Source organism: Streptomyces eurocidicus, from assembly GCF_002891295.1.
In the GTDB taxonomy this organism is placed as follows: domain Bacteria; phylum Actinomycetota; class Actinomycetes; order Streptomycetales; family Streptomycetaceae; genus Streptomyces; species Streptomyces eurocidicus.
In genome coordinates this window covers 485,421-505,449 of record NZ_LGUI01000005.1, presented here as the reverse complement: position 1 = coordinate 505,449, position 20,029 = coordinate 485,421, and the positions used below count along the sequence as shown (strand labels likewise).

General features: G+C 73.8%; 14 protein-coding genes and 1 pseudogene. 11 read left to right on the top strand and 4 right to left on the bottom strand.

The features are described from left to right. Positions 1-4: 4 nt before the first annotated feature. The 6 genes from AF335_RS19110 (at position 5) to AF335_RS19085 (ending at position 5,496) form a co-directional block, all read left to right on the top strand. On the top strand, positions 5-484 hold the full coding sequence (locus tag AF335_RS19110; protein WP_102919599.1) for an SRPBCC family protein: 480 nt from the start codon (positions 5-7) through the stop codon (positions 482-484). Next, the gene (locus AF335_RS19105) at positions 481-1,011 is read left to right on the top strand and encodes a flavin reductase family protein (RefSeq protein ID WP_211304115.1); all 531 of its coding nucleotides are present in this window, start codon (positions 481-483) and stop codon (positions 1,009-1,011) included. The genes AF335_RS19110 and AF335_RS19105 overlap by 4 nt, the downstream gene beginning before the upstream one ends. Continuing rightward, complete coding sequence (locus tag AF335_RS19100; RefSeq protein WP_102919598.1) at positions 992-2,266, top strand: NAD(P)/FAD-dependent oxidoreductase; 1,275 nt, start codon at positions 992-994, stop codon at positions 2,264-2,266. The genes AF335_RS19105 and AF335_RS19100 overlap by 20 nt, the downstream gene beginning before the upstream one ends. A gap of 118 nt (positions 2,267-2,384) precedes the next feature. Next, entirely contained in the window at positions 2,385-3,209 is an 825-nt protein-coding gene (locus tag AF335_RS19095; RefSeq protein WP_102919597.1) for an MBL fold metallo-hydrolase, read from the top strand. Then, positions 3,202-4,797, top strand: coding sequence for an MFS transporter (locus tag AF335_RS19090; RefSeq protein ID WP_102919596.1), 1,596 nt, complete (start codon positions 3,202-3,204; stop codon positions 4,795-4,797). The genes AF335_RS19095 and AF335_RS19090 overlap by 8 nt, the downstream gene beginning before the upstream one ends. 159 nt (positions 4,798-4,956) lie before the next feature. After that, positions 4,957-5,496 (top strand): gamma carbonic anhydrase family protein, encoded by a 540-nt coding sequence (locus AF335_RS19085; protein WP_102919595.1) that lies wholly within the window; start codon positions 4,957-4,959, stop codon positions 5,494-5,496. A 51-nt stretch (positions 5,497-5,547) separates the two neighbouring features. Here AF335_RS19085 and AF335_RS19080 read toward each other — a convergent pair. From AF335_RS19080 to AF335_RS19065, 4 genes and pseudogenes are all read right to left on the bottom strand, one after another. Beyond that, positions 5,548-6,675 (bottom strand): annotated as a pseudogene (locus AF335_RS19080) (SpoIIE family protein phosphatase); the annotation flags it as partial. 1,399 nt (positions 6,676-8,074) lie between these two features. After that, complete coding sequence (locus tag AF335_RS19075; protein WP_102919594.1) at positions 8,075-10,510, bottom strand: MFS transporter; 2,436 nt, start codon at positions 10,508-10,510, stop codon at positions 8,075-8,077. 212 nt (positions 10,511-10,722) lie between these two features. Continuing rightward, on the bottom strand, positions 10,723-11,178 hold the full coding sequence (locus AF335_RS19070; protein ID WP_102919593.1) for an SRPBCC family protein: 456 nt from the start codon (positions 11,176-11,178) through the stop codon (positions 10,723-10,725). Positions 11,179-11,523: 345 nt separating this feature from the next. Then, positions 11,524-12,141 (bottom strand): HEAT repeat domain-containing protein, encoded by a 618-nt coding sequence (locus tag AF335_RS19065; protein WP_102919592.1) that lies wholly within the window; start codon positions 12,139-12,141, stop codon positions 11,524-11,526. Between the two features lie 352 nt (positions 12,142-12,493). Here AF335_RS19065 and AF335_RS19060 point away from each other — a divergent pair, with 352 nt between their 5' ends. The 5 genes from AF335_RS19060 (at position 12,494) to AF335_RS19040 (ending at position 20,028) form a co-directional block, all read left to right on the top strand. Further along, on the top strand, positions 12,494-14,341 hold the full coding sequence (locus AF335_RS19060; RefSeq protein WP_102919591.1) for a 3-hydroxyacyl-CoA dehydrogenase family protein: 1,848 nt from the start codon (positions 12,494-12,496) through the stop codon (positions 14,339-14,341). A gap of 112 nt (positions 14,342-14,453) precedes the next feature. Beyond that, a complete protein-coding gene (locus tag AF335_RS19055; protein WP_102919590.1) occupies positions 14,454-15,284 on the top strand; it encodes a TetR family transcriptional regulator in 831 nt (276 codons plus the stop codon). Positions 15,285-15,705: 421 nt separating this feature from the next. Beyond that, the gene (ccrA, locus tag AF335_RS19050; RefSeq protein WP_102919589.1) at positions 15,706-17,043 is read left to right on the top strand and encodes a crotonyl-CoA carboxylase/reductase; all 1,338 of its coding nucleotides are present in this window, start codon (positions 15,706-15,708) and stop codon (positions 17,041-17,043) included. Positions 17,044-17,053: 10 nt separating this feature from the next. Further along, positions 17,054-19,066, top strand: a complete 2,013-nt coding sequence (locus AF335_RS19045) for a protein meaA (RefSeq protein WP_102919588.1) — start codon at positions 17,054-17,056, stop codon at positions 19,064-19,066. Further along, positions 19,063-20,028: an HpcH/HpaI aldolase/citrate lyase family protein gene (locus AF335_RS19040; RefSeq protein ID WP_102919587.1), complete on the top strand. Its 966-nt coding sequence runs from the start codon at positions 19,063-19,065 to the stop codon at positions 20,026-20,028. Before AF335_RS19045 ends, AF335_RS19040 begins: the two co-directional genes overlap by 4 nt. Position 20,029 lies beyond the last annotated feature (1 nt).

Below are 20,029 nucleotides of genomic sequence, written 5' to 3'. Positions count from 1 at the left end.
CACCATGCCCACCGTGACCCTGCGGGTGCTCGCCCCCGCCCTCGCCCCGACCGAGACCTACGCGCGGATCAGCGACTTCGCCCGCTACCCCGCGATGACCGCGACCGTGGAGAGCGTGGTCGTGCGCCCACCGTCCCCGGACGGCTCCGTACTGTCGGAGTGGACCGTTCACTTCCGCAACGGGCTGATGAAGTGGAAGGAGCGCGACACCTTCTCCCCGGAGGCGTTGTCCATATCCTTCGAGCAGGTCAGCGGCGACTTCGCGACGTTCCGCGGCACCTGGGGGGTGAGCGCGGACGGCGCGGGCACCCTGGTGTGCTTCGACGCCGAGTTCGACCTGGGCATCCCGACCCTGGCCGCCATCCTGGACCCCGTCGCGGAGGCCGCCCTGCGCGACAACATCCTGAAGATCCTGGACGGGCTGCTCGGCGAGGCGCAGGAGATCGTGGCGGATCCCGAGCCGGCGGCAACGGCGCAGCCGTGAACAGCGTGTACGCCGCGGCCCCCGAGCTCGGCACCGAGGCATGCCGGAGTCTGTACCGCAAACTGGCCGCCGGGGTCACCGTGGTGACCACGTGCGGCCTCGACGGCGAGCCCCAGGGGCTCACCGCGTCATCGGTCACCACGCTGTCGCTGCGCCCGCCCATGATGCTGGTCTGCCTGGCCACGACCTCCGGCACCCTGACGGCGATCCGCACCCGCCGCGCCTTCGCGATCCACCTCCTGCGGGCGGAACAGACCGCCCTGGCGGCCGCCTTCGCCGGCAGCTCGGGCAGCGGCAAGTTCGCCGGGGTGGAGTTCCAGTGGGCGCTCGGCATCCCCGTGCTGCCCGGCACCCTGGGCTGGGCGACGTGCGCGCTCGCGGACGAGCGGCGGTACGGGGACCACAGCGTCGTCGTCGGCAGCGTCATCTCCGTGAGCGACGGCCGGGGCGAGCCGCTGATCTGGCACGACCGGCGGTTCCGGGAACTGGCGGCGAGGGGGCGCCGGGATGCGTTCGCCGAGAACTGAGCGGCGGCCGCGCGAGGAACCGCCGTGGCGGGCCGACGGCACGCCCTGGGCGGACCGGCTCACCGGCCGGGTCACGGCCGACGTGGCCGTGGTCGGCGCGGGCCTGACGGGCCTGACCACCGTCTACCGCCTGCTGACCCGGGCGCCGGGGCTGGACGTCGTCCTGGTCGACGCCGGCCGGCCGGGCGCCGGGGCCAGCGGCCGGGGCACCGGGCTGCTCGGCCCCCGGGTCGGCCCGGCCGTCGACGTCGCGCGGCGGCGCTTCGGCGACGGGACGGCCCGGCGCGCCTACGAGGCCAGCGTCGGCTGGGTGCGGCAGACCGTCCGGCTGGCCGGCGAACTGGGCGCCGACTGCGGCCTGGTCCCGGCCGGCCAGCTGGTGGTGGCCGGCTCGCCCCGCGCCGCGGCCGTGCTGACCCGGCAGGCGGCCGCGTACCGCGCGCTGGGCCTCGACCCCGAACTGCTCCCGGATCCCGGTGCCTTCCACGCCGCGCTGCGCTTCCCGGTCGCGGCCACCCTCGACCCCGCGGCCCTCACGGCGGCGCTCGCCGCCGAGGTGACCAGGCTCGGCGCCCGCCGGTTCGACCGCAGCCCGGTCCGGGCGGCGCGCCCCGGCGAACTCGCCTTTCCCACCGGGACCCTGCGGGCCCGGCGCGTGGTGTTCGCCGTCAACGGCTTCGCGGGCCCGTTGCGGCTGCCCGTCGGCACGGTCGCCCCCCTGGAGGTGCGGGCCGTCGCCACCGCCCCGCTGCCGCCCGCGCTGCGCGCGCGGCTGGGCGCCGAGCCGGTCATCGACGTGAGCCCGCTGGGCCCCTACTACCGGCTCACCCCGGACGGCCGGCTGATCATGGGCGGTGGCCCGGCCGACTGCCCGCCCCCGGCCCGCCCGGCCCGGCGCGAGCGCGCCTGGGACTGGCTCGCCGAACGGCTGCCCCCCGGTGTGGAGATCACCCACCGCTGGTCCGGGCGGATCGGCATGACCGGCGACGACCTGCCCGTCGTCGGGCGGATCGCCCCGGACACCTGGTTCGCGGGCGGCTGCTGCGGCCACGGTCTGGCCCTGTCGGTGGCCACCGGGGGGTACCTCGCCGACGCGCTGACGGGCCACGCGCCGCCACCGGGCCCGCCGCTGCCCTGGCACCGCGCCCGGGGCCCCTGGCTGCCGACGGGCGGCGCGGCCCGCCCGGCACTCCGGGCCTACCTCGGGCTGCTGGCCCACCGGGCCGGACGGGACGGGATCCGGTGCGACGGCTGACCTCCCGGGCCGGGGCGCGGGCGCGATGGTGGCCCCGGCACTGTTCCTCCGGTGCCGCGTCCGCAGCATCCTGTGTCATCGGAACCCGAGAGCCCCCAGACTGAAGGGAACCAGCGAAATGCGCGTACGGCACCTCAACTTCGGTACGTACCGACCACCTTCGCAGAAGCTGATCAACGGCCACGGGAGCCTGTTCCGCGCCGGGCACATGGTGTGCCACTGCCTGCTCCTGGAGACCGACGGGGGCCTGGTCCTCGTCGACACCGGCTTCGGCACAAAGGACGCCGCCGACCCGCTGGGCAGGCTGGGACGCGCCTTCATGCTGCGCTCCCGCCCGGTGCTGCGCCGGGAGGAGGCCGCGGTCAACCAGCTGGCGGCGCTCGGCCACGACCCCCGCGACGTACGGCACATCGTGCTGACCCACCTGGACCGTGACCACACCGGCGGGCTGGCCGACTTCCCCGAGGCCCGGGTGCACGTCTACGGGCCGGAGTTCCGCGCCGCCATGGAGCCCCGCACCAAGCTGGAGCGGGCCCGCTACCGGCCCACCCAGTGGGAGCACGGCCCCCACTGGGTGGTGCACGAACCGGCCGACGGCGAGAAGTGGTTCGGCTTCGAGTGCGTACGGCAGATCGAGGGGCTGCCGCCGGAGATACTCCTCGTCCCGCTGCTCGGGCACACCCGGGGGCACATCGGCGTCGCCGTCGACACCGGTACGGGCCTGCTGCTGCACGCGGGCGACGCGTATATGTTCCACGGCGAGGTGGCGGACCCGCCGTACTGCTCCCCCGGGCTGCGCGCCTTCCAGAAGAAGGTCGAGGTGCTGCCCCAGCGGCTGCCCAACGTGGCGCGGCTGCGCGAGCTGCGCCGCACCACCGACGTCGAGGTCTTCAGCGCCCACGACCTGATCGAGTTCGAAGGGTGGCAGAAGCGGAATGGCTGATGTCGTCGACGCGGCGGGCGGCGCCGGGGCCGCGGCGGAGAGCGGGACGGCGGGCCCGGCGGCGGGCGGGCCCGCGGCCGGCAAGGTGAGCCCGCTGCTGCTGCTCGCGCTGTTCAGCGGCCTCTTCCTGGTGTTCCTGGACACCACGGTCGTCAATGTGGCGCTGCCCGACCTCCAGGACGACCTCGGCGCGGACGTCCGCGGCCTCCAGTGGGTCGTCGACTCCTACCTGCTCACGTTCTCCTGCCTGCTGCTGAGCGCGGGCGCGCTCGCCGACCGGATCGGCGCCAAGCGGCTGTTCACCGGCGCGCTCGTCGGCTTCACCCTCACCTCGGCCTGGTGCGCGCTCTCCGGGAGCGTGGGGATGCTCCTGGTGGCCCGGGCGGCGCAGGGCGTCACCGGCGCCGTGCTGATGCCCGTCTCGATGGTGATCATCACTCAGCTGTTCCCCGACCAGAAGGCGCGCGGCCGGATGATCGGCGTCCAGTCCGCGGTGGCCGGCCTCGCCCTGGCCGCCGGGCCGCTGATCGGCGGGCTCCTCGTCGAGGAGTACGGCTGGCAGAGCGTGTTCTGGGTCAACCTCCCCGTCGGCATCCTCGCCGTCGCCGTCCTCGCCGTGCTGCTCCCCCGGGTCCGCCCGGAACAGCGCACCGGCATGGACCTCGGCGGGCAGTTGCTCTTCGTGGCCGGGGTCGGGCTGCTCACCTACGCCCTGATCGAGGGCAACTCGGCCGGCTGGACCTCGGCGCGCATCCTCGGCTGCCTCGCGGGCGCCGCCGTCACGCTGATCGTCTTCGTCCTCTGGGAGGCCCGCCGGAAACATCCGCTGCTGCCGCTGGAGTTCTTCCGGCACCCGCACGTCAGCGCGGGCGCGATCATCAACTTCACGGTGTTCGGGGCGATGTTCGGCGCCGTGTTCCTGCTGATGCTCACCCTCCAGGAGGTCGACGGGCTGAGCCCGGTGCAGGCCGGGGTACGGACGGTCGTGCTGACCGTGACCGTCGCCGTCACCTCCGTGCTCGGCGTCATGCTCGGCGAGCGCGTCGGGGTCCGGATCACCGCCTTCGTCGGCGCGGTGTCCATGGCCGCCGGGCTGACCGGGCTGCTCCTGCTGGAGTACCAGGACGGCTTCTCCCACTACTGGTGGCAGTTCCTGCTGCTCGGGCTGGGCGCGGGCTTCGCCGGCCCGCCGGTGACGGCCGCGCTGCTGCGGGCCGTCCCCGAGGAACGGGCCGGCACCGGCTCCGGCGTGGGCTACACCTCGCGGCAGGTCGGCTCGGTCTTCGGCGTCGCCGTCTCCGGCACCCTCGTCTCGCACCACCTGAGCTCCGGCGCGCCCTCGGCGCTGGCCGGGCTGCCGCTGCCCCCGGAGGCGGTCGACAAGATCGCGGCCGGGGACTTCTCCGGCGCCGCCGCGCTGCCGGAGCGGATCCGCCCGGAGGTGCTGAGCAGGGTCGGCGACCTGTTCCTGGACGGCACCCACCTCGCCTACGTCTCCGGGGCGGGCGCCTGCGGGGTGGCGGCACTGGCCGCGCTGCTGTTGCTGCGGCGGCACCGGAGCGGGGAGGAGGGCGGGACGCCGGGCTGACCCCGGGACGGGAGGCGTGGCAGGGCTCCCGGCCGCGCCCGCCCGCGCCTGCATATGCTGTGCGGCACGGGGCGGGACGGTCATGGGTCCCGCCCGCGCACGTGTCATCGATCGCGGCCGGCGCCGGCCACGGGTACACGCAGGAGCGAGGGGACAGCAATGGCCGAACGGGCGTTGATCGCGGCGGTGGGCGGCAAGGAGCCGAAGGTGGACCCGGACGCCTTCACGGCGCCGACCTCGGTGGTCGTGGGTGAGGTGACCCTGCACCAGGGGGCGAGCGTCTGGTACAGCGCGGTGCTGCGGGCCGACTGCGGGCCGATCGTCATCGGGGCGGACAGCAACATCCAGGACAACTGCTCGGTCCATGTCGACTTCGGCTTCCCCGTCACCGTCGGCGAGCGGGTCTCGGTCGGCCACAACGCCGTGCTGCACGGCTGTACGGTCGGGGACGACGCCCTGATCGGCATGGGCGCGACGGTGCTCAACGGCGCCGTCATCGGCGCCGGCGCCATGGTCGCCGCGCAGGCGCTGGTGCCGCAGGGGATGGTGGTGCCGCCGGGGGCGCTGGTCGCCGGGGTGCCCGCGAAGGTGCGGCGGCAGCTGACCGACGAGGAGCGCGAGGGCATCACGCTCAACGGCACGATGTACGCCGAGCTGGCCAAGGCGCACCGCGCCGCCATGGAGGAGCGAGAGGCGTAGCTCGCCCGGCGGCCGGCGGAGCCGGCCGGCACGAGGCCGGGCCCGTCCGGGTCACGCGCGGTGGGGGACCGCACCGGCCGCCCGGGGCAGCGACTGCTCGCACCACACCGTCTTGCCCCGGGGGGCGTCGCTCGCGCCCCACTCCCGCGCCAGGCCGCCCACCACCCGCAGCCCCCGCCCGAACTCCTCGCCGAGGTCGGTGCCCAGCAGCGCGGGCAGCGTGTGGTCCTCGTCGGTGACCTCGCACAACAGCGTGTCCGTACGCACCAGTCGGAGGCCGAGGCGCCGCGACGCGGTGTGCCGTACGGCGTTGGTGACGATCTCGCTGACGAGGACCGTGGCGGTCTCCACCGCCTCGGCCAGCCCCCAGGCACGCAGCCGCTCCGCGACCAGCCGGCGCGCCCGGCCCACCTCGCGCGGTGTCGGCGCCAGCCGCCACTCGGCGACGTCCTCCGGTGGGATGCCGCTCAGCCGGGCCAGCAGGATCCCGAGGTCGTCCTCGCGGCGGCCGTGCGCGCCGAGGGCGCGGGCGAGGGCGTCGCAGGCGTCTTCCAGCGAGGCGCCGGGGCGGACGGCCCCGCACAGGGCGGCCGGGCCGGGACTCCCCTCCCGTACCTCCAGCAGGCCGTCCGTGCACAGCACCAGCCGGTCGCCGGGCGCCACCCGGACCGTGACCGTCTCGAACGCCACCCCGCCGACGCCGATGGGCGCGCCCGTGGGCGGCTCCAGGAGCGCGCCGCGGCCGTCGGTGCGGAGGAGGACGGGCGGGAGGTGCCCGGCGTTGGCGAGGGTCAGTTCGGAGCGGATCGGGTCGTAGACGGCGTAGAGGCAGGTGGCCGGGGAGTGCGCGCCGAGCCGGCGGGCGAAGTCGTCGAGCCGGCTCAGGAGCCGGCCGGGCGGCAGGTCGAGGGCCGCCATCGTCTGAACGGCGGTGCGCAGCCGCCCGGATGTGGTCCCGGCGTCCGGAGCCCGGCCCAGGACGTCACCGACGACGAGCGCGGTACGCGACCCGGGCAGCCGGACGACATCGGCCCAGCCACCCCGGCCGGGACGACTGCCGGGCAGCCGGCGGGTGACGGTGTCGCATCCCGGCGTGCGCGGGCGCTCCTGGGGGAATCCGTCGGCGCCGTCCTGCCGGGCATACGGCCGGGCACCGTCGAGAACGAGCACGGCGGGGGCGGGGGTCGCGGGCGGTACGACGCCCGGAGCCGACGCGACGCCCGGCACGGGGGCGGGTGTCTGCACGGCGCCCGACACGGGAGCTTGGGCCTGCGCGACACCCGGCACGGGAACGGGGACTTCCACGGCGCCCGGCACGGGAGCGGGAATCTCGGCGGCACCCGGCACGGGAACAGGAACCTCTACGGCGCCCGGCACGGGGGCTTGGGCCGGCACGGGAGCCTGGGCCTGCACAGGGGCCTGGGCCTGCACAGGGGCCTGGGCCTGCACAGGGGCCTGGGCCTGCACAGGGGCCTGGGCCTGCACAGGGGCCTGGGCCTGCACAGGGGCCTGGGCCTGCACAGCGCCCGGCACCGGGCGCCGTGCGGCGCCCGCGGTCCGCGCGTGGGCGGCGGCCGGGCCGCCGGCCTGGCTGCCGTGGCCGGCCCCGCAGCGGGTCCCGGTCCGCGGCCCGGCCGGGCTCCTCACGCGGCTCTCCTCGCCGGGGCGCGGCCTCCGGCGAGGGCCGCGGCATGGCCCAGTCCGGTGTGACGGGGATCCGCTCGCGGCGGCTGATCTCCAGGACGGGGCAGCCCAGTTCGAGGACCTGGCCGACGATGCGGGCGCTCACGGCCGGTGCCATGCCGGGCAGTTCGGCGAGGCCCCGCCCCTCGCCCCCGCCCCCTTCCTCGACCCCGGTGAGAGAGGCGAGGTCGGCGTACGGGGCGAAGCCGGGCGCCACCCGGTCGTGGGTGCCGCCGGAGAGCCCGGCGGCGTCGGAGGCCAGTACGAGCAGCCGCTCGGGGCCGGGCCCGACGAGGGGGTAGGCCCACCAGAGCACCTCGACCTGGCCCCGGACGGAGCCCCCGGAGCGGGCCCGGCCGCAGCTGGGGTAGCCGGGGGCGGCGAGGAGGGCGCCGCTGATCGGCATGAGGTCGGCCGCCGGTCTGCCGACGGCTCTCTCCCGTGGGTGGCCGAACAGCCCGTGGGCGCCCGCGCTCCAGTGCGTCACCAGTCCGGCGGAGTCCACCACGGCCACCGCGAGCGCGGTCCGGGCGGGGACGGCCCGGCGCTGGGCGGGGAAGGGCTCCGGCGTACCACGGTCCATGGGCGGGTTGCTCCTTCGTACGCGTACGCAAGAGGCCGCGTACGCAAGATCTGCCACCGCTACCACCGTAGGGCCCCGGCGGTCCGCGGCGGGGCCGTTCGCGAAGATGCCGCGCGCCGGGGAGCGGGGACGCTCCCCGGCGCGCGGCCCCCGCTCAGCCGCCGGGGCGGGCGGTCCCCCGGGTCCCGCCCCGGCGGCTGAGCGGGCTCGGCGAAGTCCGGTGCGGTTCGGCAGCGCCCGAAGGGGCGCGGGGAACTGCGCGACCAGCCACGACGCACCCGCAGACGGCGCACCGGACTTTGCGCGGAGCGCTTAGTCGGAATGGCCGAGCTGGAGGTCCCGCTCGGTGCGGCCGCCGCCCGCGACCTGCAACACCGTGGCGACGGGGGGATATCCGGCGGCGATCACGGTGTACTCGCCGGCCGAGAGGTCCACGAAACGGAAGGCGCCCTCGGAGCCGGTGGTGGTGGAGTCCACGACATTGCCGGCGGCGTCCAGGAGGGTGACGCGGGCGTCCTCGACGACGCGCCCGCCACCGGCCCGTACGACGCCGCGCAGCACCGCGCCGCCCGCGAGCTCGATGTCCTGGCGGGTCTCGCGGCACGCCTGGACGGTCACCGGGAGCGCCGCGGGCCGGAAGGCGGCGGCACTGGCCGCGAGGGTGTACTCGCCCGCGACCAACTCGGAGATCACATAAGCGCCTTCGCGGCCGGTGCGGGTGGAGGCGACGACCTCGCCGTGCACATTGGTCAGGGTGACCAGGGCGTCGCGCACGGGGGTGCCCTCGGGCGTGAAGACGGTCCCGGCCAGGCGTCCGGCGCCGCCGAGGACGACGTCGAGCTCGACGGGCCGTTCGGCGACGGTGACCGTGACCGCCTGCGGCTGGTGGCCGCCCGCCGCGGCGATGAGGACGTACGAGCCGGTCCCCGGCGTGCTCAGCGCGTACCGCCCGTCCTCGCCGCTCGCCCCGCGCCCGATCTGCCGGCCGCCGACGTCGATGAGGGTGAGCGCGGCACGCGGCACCACGGTGCCGTCGGGGTGCTGGACGGTGCCGGTGACGGGGATGCCCGCCGCGTACGGCACCGGCTCGTTGTCCGGCGGGGCCGGACGGGCGGCGGGGATGACGGGGGCTTCGGAAGCGTTCTGGGACACCACGGTCTTCTCTTTCAGCAGGAGGGCGAACAGAAAGCCGAGGACGAGCACCGGGACGAGGTAGAGGAAGAGCCGCGGCATGGCGTCGGCGTACGCCCGGACGTAGCCGTCGCGCAGGGCGGCGGGCAGGGCGTTGACCAGCTGCGGGGTGAGGGAGTCGGGTGAGGGCAGGCCGGGCCGGTGGGGCAGTTCCGTGCCGAGGCGCTCGGTGAGGCGGCGGGCGAAGAGGGTGCCGAAGACGGCCGCGCCGACCGAACCGCCGATCTGCCGGAAGTAGTTGTTGGCGCTGGTGGCGGTGCCGAGGTCGGCGGGGTGGACGGAGTTCTGCACCGCCAGGACGAGGACCGGCAGGGCGAGCCCGATGCCGAGGCCGAGGACGCCCATCCAGGCGCTGTAGACGGCCCGTTCGGTGTGCGCGTCGAGGTGCGAGAGCAGGTACATGCCCACGGCCGCGATGGCCGTGCCGATGACCGGGAAGGGGCGGTAGCGGTCGGTGCGGCTGATGAGCTGGCCGGTGAGCATGGAGGCGAGGACGATGCCGCCCATCAGGGGCAGCATCAGCAGCCCCGACTCGGTGGCGTCGGCGCCGTCGACCATCTGGAGGAAGGTCGGCAGATAGCTGGCGGCGGCGAAGAGCGCGACCCCGACCGCGGCGCCCGCGAGCGCGCAGACGGTGAAGGTCCGGTCGCGGAAGAGGTGCGGCGGGATGATCGGTTCCCGGACGAGGTTCTCGACGACGAGGAAGAGCAGCGCCGTGCCGAGGGCGCCCGCGGCGAGCCCGAGGACGACGCGCGACCTCCACTCGTACTCGGTGCCGCCCCAGGTGGTGAGCAGCACCAGGCAGGTCGAGAAGGTCATCAGGAGCAGTGCGCCGAAGAAGTCGAAGCGCCCCCGGCGGACGGGTTTCGGCAGCCGGAGCCCGAGGGCGACGACCACGAAGGTGAGGAGGCCGACCGGGATGTTGAGGTAGAAGCACCAGCGCCAGGAGGCGCGGTCGGTGAAGAAGCCGCCGAGCAGGGGGCCCGCGACCGAGGCCAGGCCGAAGGCCGCGGCGATGACCCCCATGAAGCGGCCGCGCGCCCGGGGCGGTACGAGGTCGGCGACGATCGCCTGGACGCCGATGATCAGTCCGCCGCCGCCGACGCCCTGGACCGCGCGGTAGAGGATGAGCTGGTCCATGGTCGCGGCGCGGCCGGCCAGCGCGGATCCGGCGACGAAGACGAGGATCGCGGTGAGGAAGAGGCCCTTGCGCCCGAGGAGGTCGCCCAGCTTGCCGTAGACCGGCAGGACGGCCGTGGAGCTCAGCAGATAGGCCGTCACGGCCCAGGACATCCGGTCGAGTCCGTGCAGCTCCCCGACGATCTTCGGCAGGGCGGTGGCGACGATGGTCTGGTCCAGCGCCGCGAGGAGCAGCGCGAGCAGCAGGCCGCCGAAGACCAGCCGCACCCGCGCCCGGCCGGGCCGGGGCTCCCGGAGGGCCGGGGCCGGCTCGGCCGCGGGGAAGGCGCCGGAAGCGCCCGGGGGCGGCCCCTCGCCGTACGACGCGGGTGGACCGCCGCTCTGTACCAAGGTGGCCCCGGACGTGGTCCCTCCCATGTACCGCTCCCCTCATCGCGCCTGCATCGCCGCCCTTTTCTCGCATTTCGCGACAACGGCTAGCAAGCGCGACGATTGCCCGGAGAGTGTCCCCTGTGCGGCTTTTCGCCGGTCGGAGGCATACGGCACCCCGCCGCGGTGCGGGGGAAACCACTCGAAACGGTGAAGCTCCTAGGTCACCGCTGCCGCCCCGCCACGCGGCCGCCCGGCCGCTACTTCCCCGCGCCCTTCTCCGTCTCCGCGGCGAGGTTGGCCAGCAGGGCGTCATAGATACGGCCGAGACCCTTGGGGGCGAAGGTGCGCTCGAAGAAGCCGCCGATGCCGGTCGCGCCGTTCCAGACGGTGGAGACCAGGACCCTGGCCTTGCCCTCCCCGGCGGGGGTGACGGTCCAGGTGGTGACCATGGAGGAGTTGAGGTCCTTCTCGACCAGCTGTCCGGTGGTCGGCTCCGTGACCTCCAGCAGGCAGTCGCGGACCCGCTTGCTGGTGGCCTGGAGCTTCCAGTGCACCTGGGTGCCCTCGCCGTCGCCGCCCTTGCGCACCTCGTACTCGCTGAAGTGCTCGGGCAGCAGCTTGGCCCGGGTGCCGGTGTAGTCCGCCAGCGCGTCGAACACCTCCTCCGGGTCCGCCGCGATGATCCGCTCCGTGGTGGCCTCGACCTGGCCCATGGCTTGTCCTCCCGGACGTCGTGCTTGGCGTTGCTGCCTGTGCGTCCCAGCCAACCACCAACGTCACAGGTGCCCAAATCCGGGGCGGGGCGACGTTCTGGAACATGCGTTCCCGGCTCGAACGGAGCGGCATGGGCAGGTGCCCGGAGGCGGGATTTCCCCCCCCCCGCCCCTTCCCGCCGCATCCGATGTGCGGCTCCGCCGCGTGGCGGGGCAAGCCCCCGGGCCCCCTTCCGCGCTGACGCGCGGTGTCCTCAAACTCCCCCGGCTACCGCTGGGAGGTGCCACCGGACGGGCTGAAATCAGCCCGTCCGGTGGTTGGGGCCGAGCCCCGGACATCGCCCGTCACCCCAGCCGCGCCAGTGCCTCGTGCGCGGCCACCCGTAACCGGTCGTGCCGCCGCGCCGCCACCAGCACGTCCTCCGCCCGCCGGTCCCCCAGCACCCCCAGCCCCTCCACGCACGCGCGTGCCACCGGCCAGCAGTGGTCGCGCGCTGCCAGGAGCCGTTCCAGGGTGGCGACCAGGGCCGGTACGGACTCGGGGGCGCGCAGTTCGGTGAGCAGCCGGACGGGGTGCAGGGCGTAGGCCGTACGCAGCGGGTTCGTGGCGAGGGCGGCCGCCGCGCGGGCCGTGCGGGGGTCGCCGAGGCGGGCGAGGACCGCGGCGGCGGTCGCGCAGCGCACCGGTTCGCGGTAGTTGAGGAGGAGGACGAGGGTCTCGAAGGCGCGCCGGTCCCCTTCCGCGCCGAGCGCGAAGGCGGCGATCTCCCTCGCCCACAGGGGCTGTTCGGAGGCCACCAGCAGCCCGGCGAGCTCGTCGCGCCGCCGGGCGCGCCCCTCGGCGCGGGCGCCGCGGTCGCCGCCGCGGACGAGGGCGAGCAGCCCCTCGAAGGCCGCGAACTCGGTGGGGCTGACCAGTTCGGCCCGTACACGCTTCAGCAGCGCGCGAAATTCCTCTTCCATTGCCCGCTCTCCTCCCCGAGTGGCCTGGACCACATCGTAAGTCGCGCACCCACCCCCTGGCGCTCTTGGTTACCCGTGAGTTAATCTCCCGGCAAGAGCGGCACCCCCGCTCGGGCGGCCTGGTGACGCAGCCGCCCATCGCTCCGACCTCGACGTCGGTTCGTCGGTTCGGCACCTCTTCACGGCAGGGCCCCGGGACAGGGCCCGCCGCCGCACAACTTCCTTTCCGTGGGCGCTTCTTACCCGTACCCGGAAATCCCACGGTCGGCGCGGTCCGCCGGTGACCGCTCACCCGACCGGCACCCAACCGACGCATCCCCCGCGCACGGGGAACACCTCCTGGAGTCTTGCGATGGACCGTCCGTCCACCCCTCCGCCCTCCCCGCTCCCGACCGCCCCGGCCGGCTCCGACGCCCGGGCCGTCCGCACCGTCGCCGTGGTCGGCCTCGGCACCATGGGCGCCGGCATCGCCGGTGTGCTCGCCCGCTCCGGCCGCGAGGTCATCGGCATCGACGTCTCCGGCGCGGCCGCCGAGCGCGCCGTCCGGGCGCTGGAGGTCACCACCGCCCGCGACGTCCGCCGCGAGCGGATCTCCGAACCGGAGCGGCAGGCCGCGCTGGCCCGCTTCCGCACCTCCCGCGAGCTGCGCGACGCCGCCGGCGCCGACCTCGTCATCGAGGTGGTGCCGGAGGACTACGCGCTCAAGCACGAGGTGTTCACCGCCCTGGACGCGGTGGTGCGCCCCGACGCGATCCTGGCGACCGGCACCAACGCGCTGTCCGTCACCCGGCTCGCCGCCGACTCGGCCCGCCCCGAGCGGGTGCTCGGCCTGCACTTCTTCAACCCGGCGCCGGCGATGAAGCTGGTGGAGGTCGTCTCCTCGGTGCTCACCGCGCCGACCGCCGTCGCGGCCGTCACCGCGCTCGCCCATGAGCTGGGCAAGGTGCCGGTGGCGGTCGGGGACCGGCCCGGGTTCGTCGCCGACGGGCTGCTGTTCGGCTACCTCAACCAGGCCGCCGCGATGTACGAGTCGCGCTACGCCACCCGTGAGGACATCGACGCGGCGATGCGGCTGGGCTGCGGCCTGCCGATGGGCCCGCTGGCGCTGCTCGACCTGATCGGGATCGACACCGCGCGCACGGTCCTGGAGGCGATGTACGCGGCCTCGCACGACCGGCTGCACGCGCCCGCGCCGGTCCTCGCCCAGCTCGCCGAGGCCGGGCTGACCGGCCGTAAGGCGGGCCGGGGGTTCTACGCCTACGACGGACCGCACTCGGCGGTCGTGGTGCCCGACGCGCGGACCCCGGGCGACGCGGCGGGCGCCGCCGGCCGCGCGGGCGGGCGCGAGGTGCGGACCGTCGGCGTCGTCGGGTCGGGGACGATGGCCGCGGGCATCGCCGAGGTGTTCGCGAAGGCCGGTTACGGGGTCGTGCTCGTGGCCCGTACGCCCGAGAAGGCCGCGGCGGCGACGGCACGGGTGGCGAAGTCCCTGGCCCGGTCGGTGGAGAAGGGCCGGCTCACGGCCGTGGAGCGGGAGGGGGCGCTCGCGGCGATCACCCCGGCGGACTCGCTCGACGCGCTGGCGGAGGCGGATCTGGTCGTCGAGGCGGTGGCGGAGGACCTGGCGGTCAAGCAGCAGCTGTTCGCCGCGCTCGACAAGGTCTGCAAGCCGGGTGCGGTGCTGGCGACGACCACGTCCTCGCTGCCCGTCGTCGCCTGCGCCCGCGCCACCTCGCGGCCGCAGGACGTGATCGGGATGCACTTCTTCAACCCGGCGCCCGCGATGAAGCTCGTCGAGCTGGTCCGTACGGTCCTCACCGCCGACGACGTGCACGCCACGGCCCGCGCGGTGTGCGCCAGGGTCCGCAAGCACCCCGTGGACTGCGGGGACCGGGCCGGCTTCATCGTCAACGCGCTGCTGTTCCCGTATCTGAACAACGCGGTCAAGATGGTGCAGGAGCACTACGCGTCGCCCGATGACATCGACGCGGCGATGAAGCTGGGAGGCGGCTATCCGATGGGCCCGTTCGAACTCCTCGACGTGGTGGGCCTCGATGTCTCGCTCGCCATCGAGAAGGTCCTGCACCGGGAGTTCCGCGACCCGGGGCTCGCGCCGGCGCCGCTGCTGGAGCACCTGGTGGCGGCGGGTTGCCTGGGCCGCAAGACGGGCCGCGGCTTCCGCGAGTATGCGAGGGCCTGACCGGGAGCCGGGCTGGGGCGGACTGCTGGAACCGGCGCGGGGAAGGCTCCCCGCGCCGGCCGGGGGAGGTCCGCCCCGGCGCGCCCGCACGGACGCGTGTTACGTTCCCCACATGTCCCAGCCCGCCAAGGCCGCCCGGCCCACCCGCACGGCCGTCGAAGAACCCCGGGAGCCGCACGTCGGCACCGAGAGCGCAGGCAGCCGCCGCGCCGCCGCCCAGCGGCTCACCATGCGCCGCAAACTCGCGGCGGCCGCGATGGAGTTGTTCGCGACGAAGGGCTACGAGGCGACGACCGTCGACGAGATCGCGGCCACGGCCGGGGTCGCCCGGCGGACCTTCTTCCGGCACTTCCGCTCCAAGGAAGAGGCCATCTTCCCCGACCACGACGACACCCTCGTGCGCGCGGCGGGCGTCCTCGACGCCGCCCCGGCCCATGAGAACCCGCTCGACACGGTCTGCCGCGGGATCAAGGAGGTCATGCGGATGTACGCGGCCTCCCCCGCGGTCTCCGTCGAGCGCTACCGCCTGACCCGGGAGGTGCCCGCCCTCCGCGAGCGGGAGATCGCCTCGGTAGCGCGCTACGAGCGCCTCTTCACCCGCTATCTGCTGGGCCACTTCGACGAGACCGCGCACCATGTCGGCGACGACGACCCGCTGCTCGCCGAGGTCGCCGCCTCCGCCGTCGTCACGGCCCACAACCATGTGCTGCGGCGCTGGCTGCGCGGCGGCGGCGTGGGCGACGTGGAGACCCAGCTCGACCACGCCTTCGCGATCGTGCGGGACACCTTCGGGGCGGGCATCGGCGTCGGCCGCACCGCGCAGGAGGACTCGCCGGCCGTGTCGGCACGCGCGGAGGGCGAGGTGCTGGTGGCGGTGGCCCGCACGGACGCGCCGCTGGGCGAGGTCATGCGCGCGATCGAGAAGGTGCTCAAGAAGAGCTGATATATACCGGAAACGACGGACAAAAGCCGCCCCGAGGGCGGCTTTTGTCGTTTCCGCGCTGCCCTTATGCCGCCCGCACGTTGCTCATGCGTGCCACCCGGATGACATCTGAGAGAAATTGTTGGCACCCAGTGTCTTGTCGCATGGCACGCGGTGCCATACGTTGTGGGTGTCCGGGCGGCCGGCGCGCAGACCCAAATGTCGTGCGCCGGCTGTCCCCACAAGTACCTCACCCGTACGCCGTGCGCCCGGACGCCTGCGTCACAGGCCCCCTCCCCCAGCCACCGCTGGGTGCTCTCCCCGGCGCCACCCGCGCCAGGCACAGCCCTTCGCACCACCGCCGAACCGACGGCACCGCAGCCGCACCACCCCCGACGTTCCCTCAAGCCGTTCCACGACGTGCTTCGCCGGAGGCCCAACCATGAACCACATACGTGACGCGATCCTCGCGTCGGACAGCACGCCCGAGGACTTCGCGGCCCTGTCCATCCCCGAGTCCTACCGCGCGGTGACCGTGCGCAAGAGCGAGGCCGAGATGTTCACCGGCCTCGCCACCAAGGAGAAGGACCCGCGCAAGTCGCTGCACGTCGAGGAGGTGCCGGTGCCCGAACTCGGGCCCGGTGAGGCGCTGGTGGCCGTGATGGCCAGCTCCGTGAACTACAACACCGTGTGGACCTCGATCTTCGAGCCGCTGCCCACCTTCGGGTTCCTGGAGCGCTACGGCCGCACCTCGCCCCTCGCCAAGCGCCACGACCTCCCGTACCACGTCATCGGCTCCGACCTCGCGGGCGTCGTCCTGCGCACCGGCCCCGGCGTCAACGCATGGAAGCCCGGTGACGAGGTCGTCGCGCACTGCCTGTCCGTGGAACTGGAGAGCGCCGACGGCCACGACGACACCATGCTCGACCCCGAGCAGCGGATCTGGGGCTTCGAGACCAACTTCGGCGGTCTCGCCGAGATCGCCCTCGTCAAGTCCAACCAGCTGATGCCCAAGGCCAAGCACCTGACCTGGGAAGAGGCCGCCGCACCGGGACTGGTCAACTCCACCGCGTACCGGCAGCTGGTCTCCCGCAACGGCGCCGGAATGAAACAGGGCGACAACGTCCTCATCTGGGGCGCCAGCGGCGGACTCGGCTCCTACGCCACCCAGTTCGCCCTGGCGGGCGGCGCCAACCCGATCTGCGTGGTCTCCAGCCCCCAGAAAGCCGACATCTGCCGCAGGATGGGCGCCGAGGCCATCATCGACCGCACCTCCGAGGACTACCGGTTCTGGAGCGACGAACACACCCAGAACCCCCGCGAATGGAAGCGCTTCGGCACCCGCATCCGCGAACTCACCGGCGGCGAAGACCCCGACATCGTCTTCGAACACCCCGGCCGCGAGACCTTCGGCGCCTCCGTCTACGTCGCCCGCAAGGGCGGCACCGTCGTCACCTGCGCCTCCACCAGCGGCTACAAGCACGAGTACGACAACCGCTACCTGTGGATGTCCCTGAAGAAGATCGTCGGCTCCCACTTCGCCAACTACCGCGAGGCATGGGAGGCCAACCGGCTGCTCGCCAAGGGGAAGATCCACCCCACGCTGTCCAAGACGTACCGCCTGGAGGAGACCGGCCAGGCCGCCTACGACGTCCACCGCAACCTCCACCAGGGCAAGGTCGGCGTGCTCGCCCTCGCCCCCGAGGAGGGCATGGGAGTGCGCGACGAGGAGACCCGGGCACGGCACATCGACGCCATCAACCGCTTCAGGAACGTGTGAGAAACGGGTTATGACCGAACGCCACAAGGACCGGCCCTGGCTTATGCGGACCTACGCCGGCCACTCCACCGCCGAGGCGTCCAACGAGCTCTACCGCCGTAACCTCGCCAAGGGCCAGACGGGTCTCTCGGTCGCCTTCGACCTCCCGACGCAGACCGGCTACGACCCGGACCACGTCCTCGCCCGCGGCGAGGTGGGCCGGGTCGGGGTCCCGGTCGCCCATCTCGGCGACATGCGGCGGCTGTTCCAGGACATCCCGCTGGACCGGATGAACACCTCGATGACCATCAACGCCACCGCCATGTGGCTGCTGGCGATGTACCAGGTGGTCGCGGAGGAACAGGGCGCCGACATCGGCCGCCTGGCCGGGACGACGCAGAACGACATCGTCAAGGAGTACCTCTCGCGCGGGACGCACGTCTTCCCGCCGGGGCCGTCCCTGCGGCTGACCACCGACATGATCACGTACACGGTGGCGCACATCCCCAAGTGGAACCCGATCAACATCTGCAGCTACCACCTCCAGGAGGCGGGCGCCACGCCCGTCCAGGAGATCTCGTACGCGATGTCCACGGCCATCGCCGTGCTGGACGCGGTGCGGGCGTCAGGACAAGTGCCGGAGGAGGAGTTCGGCGACGTCGTCGCCCGGATCTCCTTCTTCGTCAACGCGGGCGTCCGCTTCATCGAGGAGATGTGCAAGATGCGCGCCTTCGGCCGCATCTGGGAGCACGTCACCCGTGAGCGCTACGGCATCGAGGACCCCCGGCAGCGCCGCTTCCGCTACGGCGTCCAGGTCAACTCCCTGGGCCTGACCGAGGCCCAGCCGGAGAACAACGTCCAGCGGATCGTCCTGGAGATGCTGGCCGTCACCCTCTCCAAGGACGCCCGCGCCCGCGCCGTGCAGCTCCCCGCCTGGAACGAGGCGCTGGGCCTGCCCCGGCCCTGGGACCAGCAGTGGTCGCTGCGCATCCAGCAGGTCCTCGCCCACGAGAGCGACCTGCTGGAGTACGAGGACATCTTCGCCGGGTCACACGTGATCGAGGACAAGGTCGGCGCGCTGGTCGACGAGTGCCTCGCCGAGATCGACCGGATCCAGGCGATGGGCGGCGCGATGGCGGCCGTCGAGTCCGGCTACCTCAAGTCGCGGCTGGTCTCCTCGCACGCCGAGCGGCGGGCCCGGATCGAGAGCGGCGAGGAGCGGATCGTCGGGGTCAACTGCTACGAGTCGACCGAGACCAGCCCGCTCACCGCCGACCTCGACACCGCGATCATGACGGTGGACCCGGCCAACGAGGCCCGCGTCGTCGCGGCGCTGCACCGCTGGCGCGACGACCGCGACGAGGGCCGGGCCCAGGAGGCCCTGTCGGTGCTCAAGAAGACGGCCGCCGGCTCGGACAATCTGATGGCGGCCACCCTGGAGTGCGTACGCGCCGGTGTGACGACCGGCGAGTGGTCCTGGGCCCTGCGGGACGTCTTCGGCGAGTTCCGGGCCCCCACGGGCGTCAGCAGCGCCCCCGTGGCCGTCACCGCGGAGGCGGGCACCCCGCTCGCGGCCGTCCGCGCGAAGGTCACCCGGACGGAGACCGACCTGGGCGGCGGCAAGCTCCGCCTGCTGGTCGGCAAGCCGGGCCTGGACGGGCACTCCAACGGCGCCGAGCAGATCGCCGTACGCGCCCGGGACGCCGGCTTCGAGGTCGTCTACCAGGGCATCCGGCTGACCCCCGAGCAGATCGTCTCCGCGGCCGTCGCCGAGGACGTGCACTGCGTCGGCCTGTCCATCCTCTCCGGCTCGCACGCCGAGCTGGTGCCGGACGTGCTGACCCGGCTGCGGAGCGCCGGGGCGCATGAGATGCCCGTGATCGTCGGTGGCATCATCCCGTCCGCGGACGCCGCCGCCCTGCGGTCGGCCGGCGTCGCGGCCGTTTTCACACCCAAGGACTTCGGTATCACGGAGATCATCGGCCGTATCGTCGACGAGATCCGGAAAGCGAACCACCTCGACCCACTGGAGGTCCCCGCATGACTTCGTCAGTCAACCGTCTGCGGCCGCGCCGCTCCTGCCTCGCCGTCCCCGGCAGCAACCCCCGCTTCCTGGAGAAGGCCCAGGGCCTCCCCGCCGACCAGGTCTTCCTCGACCTGGAGGACGCGTGCGCGCCGCTCGCCAAGGAAGGCGCCCGGCACACCGTCGTCGAGGCGCTCAACACCGGCGACTGGACGGGGAAGACCCGGGTCGTGCGGGTCAACGACTGGACGACCCACTGGACGTACCGGGACGTCATCACGGTCGTCGAGGGCGCGGGCCGGAACCTCGACTGCATCATGCTGCCGAAGGTGCAGGACGCCCAGCAGGTCGTCGCCCTGGACCTGCTGCTGACCCAGATCGAGAAGGCCATGGGCTTCGAGGTCGGGCGGATCGGCATCGAGGCGCAGATCGAGAACGCCAAGGGCCTGATCAACGTGGACGACATCGCCACCGCCTCGCCCCGGCTGGAGACGATCATCTTCGGGCCGGCCGACTTCATGGCGTCGATCAACATGAAGTCCCTGGTCGTCGGCGAGCAGCCGGCCGGCTATCCGGCGGACGCCTACCACTACATCCTGATGCGCATCCTGATGGCGGCGCGGGCCAACGACCTCCAGGCCATCGACGGCCCGTACCTCCAGATCAAGAACGTGGACGGCTACCGCGAGGTCGCGGGCCGGGCCGCCGCGCTGGGCTTCGACGGCAAGTGGGTGCTGCACCCCGGCCAGGTCGAGGCGGCCAACGAGGTCTTCTCCCCCTCGCAGGAGGACTACGACCACGCCGAGCTGATCCTGGACGCGTACGACTGGTGCACCTCCGAGGCCGGCGGCAAGAAGGGCTCGGCGATGCTCGGCGACGAGATGATCGACGAGGCGAGCCGGAAGATGGCGCTGGTCATCTCCGGCAAGGGCCGGGCGGCGGGGATGGTCCGCAAGTCCGCCTTCGAGATCCCGGGGGCCTGAG

Bases quoted from the DNA above. Each gene is read 5' to 3' on its own strand.
- AF335_RS19110 (WP_102919599.1), top strand. From the start codon at position 5: ATGCCCACCGTGACCCTGCGGGTGCTCGCCCCCGCCCTCGCCCCGACC.
- AF335_RS19100 (WP_102919598.1), top strand. From the start codon at position 992: ATGCGTTCGCCGAGAACTGAGCGGCGGCCGCGCGAGGAACCGCCGTGG.
- AF335_RS19095 (WP_102919597.1), top strand. From the start codon at position 2,385: ATGCGCGTACGGCACCTCAACTTCGGTACGTACCGACCACCTTCGCAG.
- AF335_RS19090 (WP_102919596.1), top strand. From the start codon at position 3,202: ATGGCTGATGTCGTCGACGCGGCGGGCGGCGCCGGGGCCGCGGCGGAG.
- AF335_RS19085 (WP_102919595.1), top strand. From the start codon at position 4,957: ATGGCCGAACGGGCGTTGATCGCGGCGGTGGGCGGCAAGGAGCCGAAG.
- AF335_RS19075 (WP_102919594.1), bottom strand. From the start codon at position 10,510: ATGGGAGGGACCACGTCCGGGGCCACCTTGGTACAGAGCGGCGGTCCA.
- AF335_RS19070 (WP_102919593.1), bottom strand. From the start codon at position 11,178: ATGGGCCAGGTCGAGGCCACCACGGAGCGGATCATCGCGGCGGACCCG.
- AF335_RS19065 (WP_102919592.1), bottom strand. From the start codon at position 12,141: ATGGAAGAGGAATTTCGCGCGCTGCTGAAGCGTGTACGGGCCGAACTG.
- AF335_RS19060 (WP_102919591.1), top strand. From the start codon at position 12,494: ATGGACCGTCCGTCCACCCCTCCGCCCTCCCCGCTCCCGACCGCCCCG.
- AF335_RS19055 (WP_102919590.1), top strand. From the start codon at position 14,454: ATGTCCCAGCCCGCCAAGGCCGCCCGGCCCACCCGCACGGCCGTCGAA.
- ccrA (WP_102919589.1), top strand. From the start codon at position 15,706: ATGAACCACATACGTGACGCGATCCTCGCGTCGGACAGCACGCCCGAG.
- AF335_RS19045 (WP_102919588.1), top strand. From the start codon at position 17,054: ATGACCGAACGCCACAAGGACCGGCCCTGGCTTATGCGGACCTACGCC.
- AF335_RS19040 (WP_102919587.1), top strand. From the start codon at position 19,063: ATGACTTCGTCAGTCAACCGTCTGCGGCCGCGCCGCTCCTGCCTCGCC.